The following is a 7,139-nucleotide window of genomic DNA, read 5'->3' as shown; positions in this document are numbered from 1 at the left end:
CCTGACGGTCGAGGAACTGGCGCATATCCGCGAACGGATCGAGGCTGCCTGCGCCCGTGCCGCCGAGGGCGCGGACATCACCTGCGCCGATGTCTGGCCCCTCCCGGAGGCCGAGCGGCGACTGCTGCTGGAGGGTCTCAACGACACCGCCACCGCGTTCGACCCAGACCAGACCATTCACGGGGCCTTCGCGGCGCAGGCCGCGCGCACGCCCGATGCCATCGCGCTGGTGCATGAGGGGCAGAGCCTCAGCTACGCCGCGCTCGACGCCCGCGCCAACCGCGTGGCCCATGTGCTGCGGGACCTAGGCGCGGGGCCGGGGGTGCCGGTGGGGCTGTACTGCGAACGCGGGCTCGATCTGGTGGTTGGTGCGCTGGCCATTCTCAAGGCCGGTGCCGCCTATGTGCCGCTCGATCCTGCCTATCCGGCGGATCGGCTCGCCTATTTCATGCGCGACAGCGAAGCCCCCATCCTGCTGTTGCAAAATGCCCTGCGGGACAGTGTGCCCGAAAGCGATGCCACCCTGCTGGCGATAGATAATAATCCGCGCATTGCCGACGCGCCCGAAACCACCCCGGCGCCTTTTGACGGGGAGGGCGGGCTTGCCTATCTGATCTACACCTCCGGCTCCACCGGAACGCCGAAGGGGGTGATGGTGGGCCATGAGAATGTCGCCAACTTCTTTGCGGGGATGGATGCGCGGATTGACCATGAGGAAGGTGCGGTCTGGTTGTCGGTGACCAGCCTGTCCTTCGATATTTCGGTGCTGGAACTGTTCTGGACGTTGGCGCGCGGCTTCAAGGTCGTGCTGGCGGGCGATCCCGCACGAAGCGTCTTCGCGGGCCAGGTCCAACCCTCGCGCCCTGCAGCAAAGCGGGGCGGAAAGCGGTTGGACTTCAACCTGTTCTACTGGGGCAACGATGATGGGGTTGGACCGCGCAAATACGAACTGCTGCTCGAAGGCGCCAAGTTTGCCGATGCGCATGGGTTCAACGCGGTCTGGACACCGGAGCGGCATTTCCACGCTTTTGGTGGGCCCTATCCCAATCCTTCAGTGACCGGCGCCGCCGTCGCCGCCGTGACCCGGAATTTGGCCGTGCGCGCAGGCTCCTGCGTCGCCCCGCTGCATCATCCGGCCCGCATCGCGGAGGAATGGGCGGTGATCGACAACCTCACCAACGGGCGGGTGGGGCTGGCCATCGCCAGTGGCTGGCAGCCGGATGATTTCGTGCTGCGGCCCGAGAACACGCCGCCCGACAACAAGCCCGCCATGTATACCGCGATCAAACAGCTTCGCGCGCTCTGGGCGGGTGAAAGCGTCGCATTTCCGCGGGCGGACGGCAGCCTTTTGCCGGTGGTGACGCAACCGCGCCCTGTCTCCCGCAGCCTGCCCATTTGGGTCACGACGGCGGGCAATCCCCAGACGTGGAAGGAGGCGGGGGAGATCGGGGCCAACGTTCTGACGCACCTGCTGGGCCAGACGGTCGCGGAAGTCGCGGAAAAGATCGGGATCTACCGCGAGGCGCTTCGCAAGGCGGGGCACGATCCGCAGGATCACCGCGTGACGGTGATGCTCCACAGCTATCTCGCCAAGACGCGCGAAGCCGCCCGTGACGTGGCGCGCGAACCGATGAAGGACTATCTGCGCTCCGCCGCGGGCCTCATCAAGCAATACGCCTGGGCCTTTCCCGCCTTCAAAAAGCCTGCTGGTGCGAGTTCGGCCTTCGACCTCGATCTGGATGACCTGTCGGAGGAGGAAATGGATGCCATCCTCGACTTCGCCTTCGAGCGTTATTTCAATGACAGCGGCATGTTCGGCACCGTGGAAGATGGCCTTTCCCGGGCCGAGGAATTGCGCGGCATCGGCGTGGATGAGGTCGCCTGCCTCATCGATTACGGGATCGGGCCGGAGACGGTGCTGGAAGGGCTGAAACCGCTGGCCGAGGTGCTCGCCCGTGCCAACCCGGTGGTCGAAGAGGCGGCGGCCAGCGAAATGTCCGAAGATATGTCCATCGCGGCGCAAATGCGGCGCCACGGGGTGACGCATCTGCAATGTACGCCCAGCATGGCGCAGATGTTGCTGCTGGATGAAGCGACCTCAGAGGCACTGCGGGGGGTCCGCCATCTGATGCTGGGGGGCGAGGCCCTGCCGGGGGCGCTGGTCGATACGCTACGGAGTGTCACCGACGCCCGGATACAGAACATGTACGGACCGACGGAGACGACCATCTGGTCAACCACCCAGATGCTGAACAAGGACGATGCCGCCACAGCCCCCATCGGGACCCCCATCGCCAATACGCAGGTCTATGTGCTCGACGATAGCTTGGCCCCTCTGTCGGCTGGCGCGCCGGGTGAACTCTGGATCGGCGGGGCGGGTGTGACGGCGGGCTATTGGAAGCGCGCGCAGTTGACCGAGGAACGGTTCCGTCCGAACCCCTTTGGCGCGGGGCGGATCTACAAGACCGGCGATCTGGTCTCGCGCGACCTGAACGGCGTGCTGCACTATCGTGGCCGCGCGGACGATCAGGTGAAGATATGGGGCCACCGGATCGAGCTGGGCGAGATCGAGGCGCGGCTTGCCGAGCTGCCCGGTGTGCGGCAGGCGGTGGTTACGGCGCGGGAGACATCGGCGGGGCGGCAACTCGTGGGTTATGTCACGACAACCGAACAGGTCGATCCGGCGGCGGCGCGGGCGCAACTGGCGCAGCGCCTGCCGCAGATCATGGTGCCCGCCTTCATCGTTACGCTGGACGAAATGCCCCTGACCCCCAACCGAAAGATCGATCGCAAGGCATTGCCGGCCCCCGGCCCGAAACGGGCCCGCAACGCGCCCGCCGTCAAGGAGCGGGTCGAGCGCCTGCGCGGGGAAGCATCCGAGCTTTCGCGCGAGCGGGCGCAGACGGTGATCACCAAGGTCTGGGAAGACCTGCTCGGCGTTTCGGCCCCGCAGGCGGAGGACAATTTCTTCTCCCTCGGTGGTCATTCGCTGCTGGCGGTACAGGCGCATCGGGACATCGGGGCGGCGCTGGGCGCAAAGGGCGCGCTTTCCGTCACGGACATCTTCCGCTTTCCGACGCTGGGAGCATTGGCGACGCATCTGGCATCGCGCGGAAACGATGCCTCACCACGGGCCGTGAAACCGCAGGTCAGGCCCTTTGAGCGACAGCCAACTGCCCCCCGGGCATCGGCACCCGATATCGACCCGGAAACCGCCGATATCATCTCCCGCCGGCGAAAAATGCGGGCGGCCCGGGCGGCGGAACCTGCGCAGTGAAGATGGAGAAGCTCTCGGCCCCCTTGCTTTTGAAGGAGATCGAAGCGCTGCTGACCGCCGGTGTATACGCCGCGCAGGCGCGCATCGGTTCCGTTCACCCGCCGCTTCACCGCACCGAAGAGCCGGCTGTCGCGAACGCCGTCCCGAAGCGGCAGCGTGAATTCGCAGCGGGGCGGGCGGCGGCACGGCAGGCGTTGCGCGCGGCGGGCGGCACCGCAATCGCGATCCCCATGGGGGCGGACCGGGCACCGCAGTGGCCCGCAGGCTTCTGCGGCAGCATCACTCACGATGATCATTGGGCCTTCCAGTCCGCCGCCGTTCGTACCCCGCCCAGAAACGGGGCAAGCCAGTCTTCGAGCGTCGCCATCAGGGCGTCATCGCTGAAATCCGGCAGCGTGCCCTGCATCAGCCCGACGCGGGCCAGAAAGCGCGCCACGGAGGGCGAGGGGGAGAGCCCCAACTGCCGCACCCCGTCGAGCATGGCGGCGGTGATCCGTTCCCCGGGGGCGTCGGACCAGGTGCGGTCGTCCAGCACGATGGCGCCGAAGCGTTCCTGCCTGCGGGTGATCACGCGCCCTTCGCGGCGGGACCATTCGCAAACCTCGTGCCAGCCGATCTGATCCGCGAAAAGCGCCCTCAGTTCCGGCAGGCTGATGATCGCTGCCTGACGAATGCGCGCCTCTCTCGGGTCGCCATCAAGATCCGTCGCGACGATCAGCGGCGCGCCCGCCAGCGCATCGCCTTGCGGCAGGATCGCGCCCTTGCCGCCCGACAGCACGTAGCGGGGCGCCTCGCCCCTGCGCCGTGCGCCGACCCGGTCCGGATAGGCGAGTGCTGCAAGCGCACCGATACCGCGCGGGCCATCGGGGTTCCGGGGGCGGGGCAGGCGCCGCGCCTCCTGCCGGATACGGGCAAGGGTCGGGCCATGGGCGCCGCCCCGATCCCCGTCGCCGCGCAGCAGGCGCATCCTCAGGTCCAGATCGGTTCCCTGACCGGACAGCGGATCGCGCTCTGCCAGCAGGGCGGCCAGCAAGGCCGCGCCTTCGCCGCCCCGGGCGACCATATGGGCCAGCCGGGGGTGCAGCGGCAGGCGTACCAGCCGCTTGCCGTGATCGGTGATCCGCCCAGCGTCATCCAGCGCGCCCAGCATCCGCAGCAGGCCGCGCGCCTCGGCCATGCGGGCGGCATGGGGCGCGGTCAGGAAGGGCAGTTCGTCTTCCGACGCGCCCCATTGCGCCAGTTCCAGCGCCAGACCGGCAAGATCGCCCACCTCGATCTCGGGCGGGGGATAGGCGGCGAGCGCGCCGTCCTCGCCCTTGGTCCAGAGCTTGTAGGCCACCCCCGGCCCGAGGCGCCCGGCGCGCCCCGCGCGCTGCGTCGCTTCGGCCTGTGTGACGCGTTCAGTCACAAGGCGGGACATGCCGGAGGAGGGATCGAACCGGGCCCGCCGGGCGAGCCCGCCGTCCACCACGATCCCGATCCCCTCGATCGTCAGCGAGGTTTCGGCGATCGACGTGGCGAGCACCACCTTCCGCCGCCCCGGCGGGGCAGGTGCGATGGCGGCACGCTGCACCTTGAAGTCGAGCGCCCCGTAGAGCGGGGCCAGATCGCAGTCCTTCGGCAGGCGGGCGCGCAGCAGGGCTTCGGTGCGCCTGATCTCTCTTGCGCCGGGCAGAAAGGCCAGCAGGGAGCCGGGCGCGGCATCAAGCGCATGGCAGACAAGATCGCCCAAGGCATTTTCGAAGCGCTCCTTGCCAACCGGGCGGGGCAACCACTGGGGGGTGACGGGATGGCTGCGCCCTTCGGAGGTGACGAGCGGCGCCGACATCAGCGCCGCCAGTGGTGCCGCGTCCAGCGTGGCGGACATGGCCACCAGCATCAGGTCGTCCCGCAACGCCCCCGCCACTTCGAGGCTGAGCGCGAGGCCCAGATCGGCGGGCAGGGAGCGTTCGTGGAATTCGTCGAAGATGACGGCACCGATGCCTGGCAGGTCGGGACTGTCCTGGATCATGCGGGTCAGGATGCCTTCGGTCACCACCTCGATCCTTGTGTGGGGCGAGACGGCGCTGTCACCACGCACCCTGTAGCCCACGGTGTTGCCCACCGCCTCGCCCAGGGTTTCGGCCATCCGCTCGGCTGCGGCCCGGGTCGCCAGCCTGCGCGGCTCCAGCATCACGATGCGCCCCTTGGCAAGGCCCGCCTCCAGCAGGGCCAGCGGCACGCGGGTGGTCTTGCCCGCGCCGGGCGGGGCCTGCAGCACAAGCCGCCCCTGCGTGCGCAGGGCGTCGATGATCTGCGGGATCACCGCGTCGATGGGCAGGGCGTCGGTCATGGCCGCCTTATCCGTCATCGGCCTCGCCGCGCCAAGTCCGGGATGGACATTCGCGGGCACCCGCGCGAATGATGCCGCGATGGAACCGGAAGAACTGGCACAGCGGATCGCCGATGGCGACAGGCGCGCGCTCGCGCGGGGGATCACGCTGGTGGAATCGGGCCGCGCGGATCACCGCGCGCAGACCGCCGCACTGCTGCAGGCGCTGCCGAAATCGCGCGAGGCCCTGCGCATCGGCCTTTCGGGCACGCCGGGTGTAGGCAAATCGACCTTTATCGAATCCTTTGGCCTGATGCTGACGGGGCGCGGGCTGCGGGTGGCGGTGCTGGCGGTCGATCCCTCCTCCACCCGCTCCGGCGGGTCGATCCTTGGCGACAAGACCCGGATGGAGCAATTGTCGCGCGACCCTGCGGCCTTTATCCGCCCCTCGCCCAGCCAGACGCATCTGGGCGGCGTCGCCCGCCGCACGCGGGAGGTCGTAGCGCTTTGCGAGGCGGCGGCGTTCGACGTGGTGCTGATCGAGACGGTGGGCGTGGGCCAGTCCGAAACCGTGGTGGCGGAGATGTCGGATGTCTTTCTGCTGTTGCTGGCCCCCGCCGGAGGGGATGAGCTTCAGGGTGTGAAGCGCGGCATCATGGAAAAGGCCGACATTATCGTCGTTAACAAGGCCGATGGCGCGCTGAAGTCCACCGCCGCGCGCACGCAGGCCGACTACGCCGGTGCGCTGCGCCTGCTGCGCAAACGTCCGCAGGACCCGGAAGGCTATCCGCTGGCGCTCAGCGTCTCGGCACTGGAAAACGCAGGTCTCGAAGAGACGTGGGAGAAGATCGGCACGCTTGTCGACTGGCGGCGCGCCGAAGGCCACTGGGAAGCTACCCGCCGCGCGCAGGCCCGGTTCTGGTTCGATCAGGACGTGCGGCAGGCCCTGCTGGCCCGGCTGGAGGAGCCGGAGGCGCGCGCCCGCATGAAGGCGTTGAGCGAAGAGGTGGCCGAAGGCACGCTCGATCCCGCCGCCGCCGCCCGCGCTTTCGTCAAGGCCCTGGGCTGATCGGCAGGCAGGGCGCGCCGTTCAGGCGCGTTTCGCGGCGGGTTTCCCGGCCTTGGGATGGGCGCTGTTGTAGACATCCATCAGGCGCTTGGTATCGACGGCGGTATAGGCCTGCGTTGTCGACAGCGAGGCATGGCCCAGCAGTTCCTGAATGGCACGCAGATCGCCGCCCGCGTCCAGCAGATGGGTGGCGAAACTGTGCCGCAGCGCATGCGGCGTCGCCGTGGCGGGCAGGCCCAGCTGCATCCGCGCCTGCGCCATGGCCTGCGAGATGGCCCTCGGCCCCAGCGCGCCGCCGCGCACCCCGCGAAAGAGCGGGGCGTCCTTTTCCAGCGGATGCGGGCATATGGCGAGATAGCTGTCCACCGCCGCACGGGCCGCCGGAAGCACCGGCACGTTGCGTTCCTTCTGCCCCTTGCCAAGGATGCGCAGCGTCTGGGGCAGCGGCGCGTCCGATCCTTTCAGACCCAGCGCCTCGGAAA

4 protein-coding genes and 1 pseudogene are annotated in these 7,139 nt (G+C 68.7%); 3 read left to right on the top strand and 2 right to left on the bottom strand.

Annotated elements, in window-relative coordinates:
- On the top strand, window positions 1-3,277 hold a 3,277-nt coding region (locus A3764_RS01970; RefSeq protein ID WP_067951104.1), incomplete at its 5' end, for a MupA/Atu3671 family FMN-dependent luciferase-like monooxygenase.
- Window positions 3,278-3,279: 2 nt separating this feature from the next.
- A pseudogene (locus A3764_RS26315) lies at window positions 3,280-3,519 on the top strand (4'-phosphopantetheinyl transferase family protein); the annotation flags it as partial.
- 50 nt (window positions 3,520-3,569) lie between these two features.
- On the opposite strand, the gene hrpB reads toward A3764_RS26315, so the two are convergent.
- The gene (gene hrpB / locus A3764_RS01965) at window positions 3,570-5,609 is read right to left on the bottom strand and encodes an ATP-dependent helicase HrpB (protein ID WP_082865882.1); all 2,040 of its coding nucleotides are present in this window, start codon (window positions 5,607-5,609) and stop codon (window positions 3,570-3,572) included.
- A gap of 79 nt (window positions 5,610-5,688) precedes the next feature.
- Here hrpB and meaB point away from each other — a divergent pair, with 79 nt between their 5' ends.
- Complete coding sequence (gene meaB, locus A3764_RS01960; RefSeq protein WP_067925223.1) at window positions 5,689-6,657, top strand: methylmalonyl Co-A mutase-associated GTPase MeaB; 969 nt, start codon at window positions 5,689-5,691, stop codon at window positions 6,655-6,657.
- Window positions 6,658-6,678: 21 nt separating this feature from the next.
- Here meaB and A3764_RS01955 read toward each other — a convergent pair.
- Window positions 6,679-7,139 (bottom strand): tyrosine-type recombinase/integrase (locus tag A3764_RS01955; protein WP_150122054.1); only part of this gene is annotated, 461 nt, incomplete at its 5' end.

This window comes from Sulfitobacter sp. HI0129 (genome assembly GCF_001635395.1).
Taxonomy (GTDB): domain Bacteria; phylum Pseudomonadota; class Alphaproteobacteria; order Rhodobacterales; family Rhodobacteraceae; genus Sulfitobacter.
Note: the sequence above shows the minus strand (reverse complement) of the source record. Positions and strands in the feature narration are given on the sequence as shown.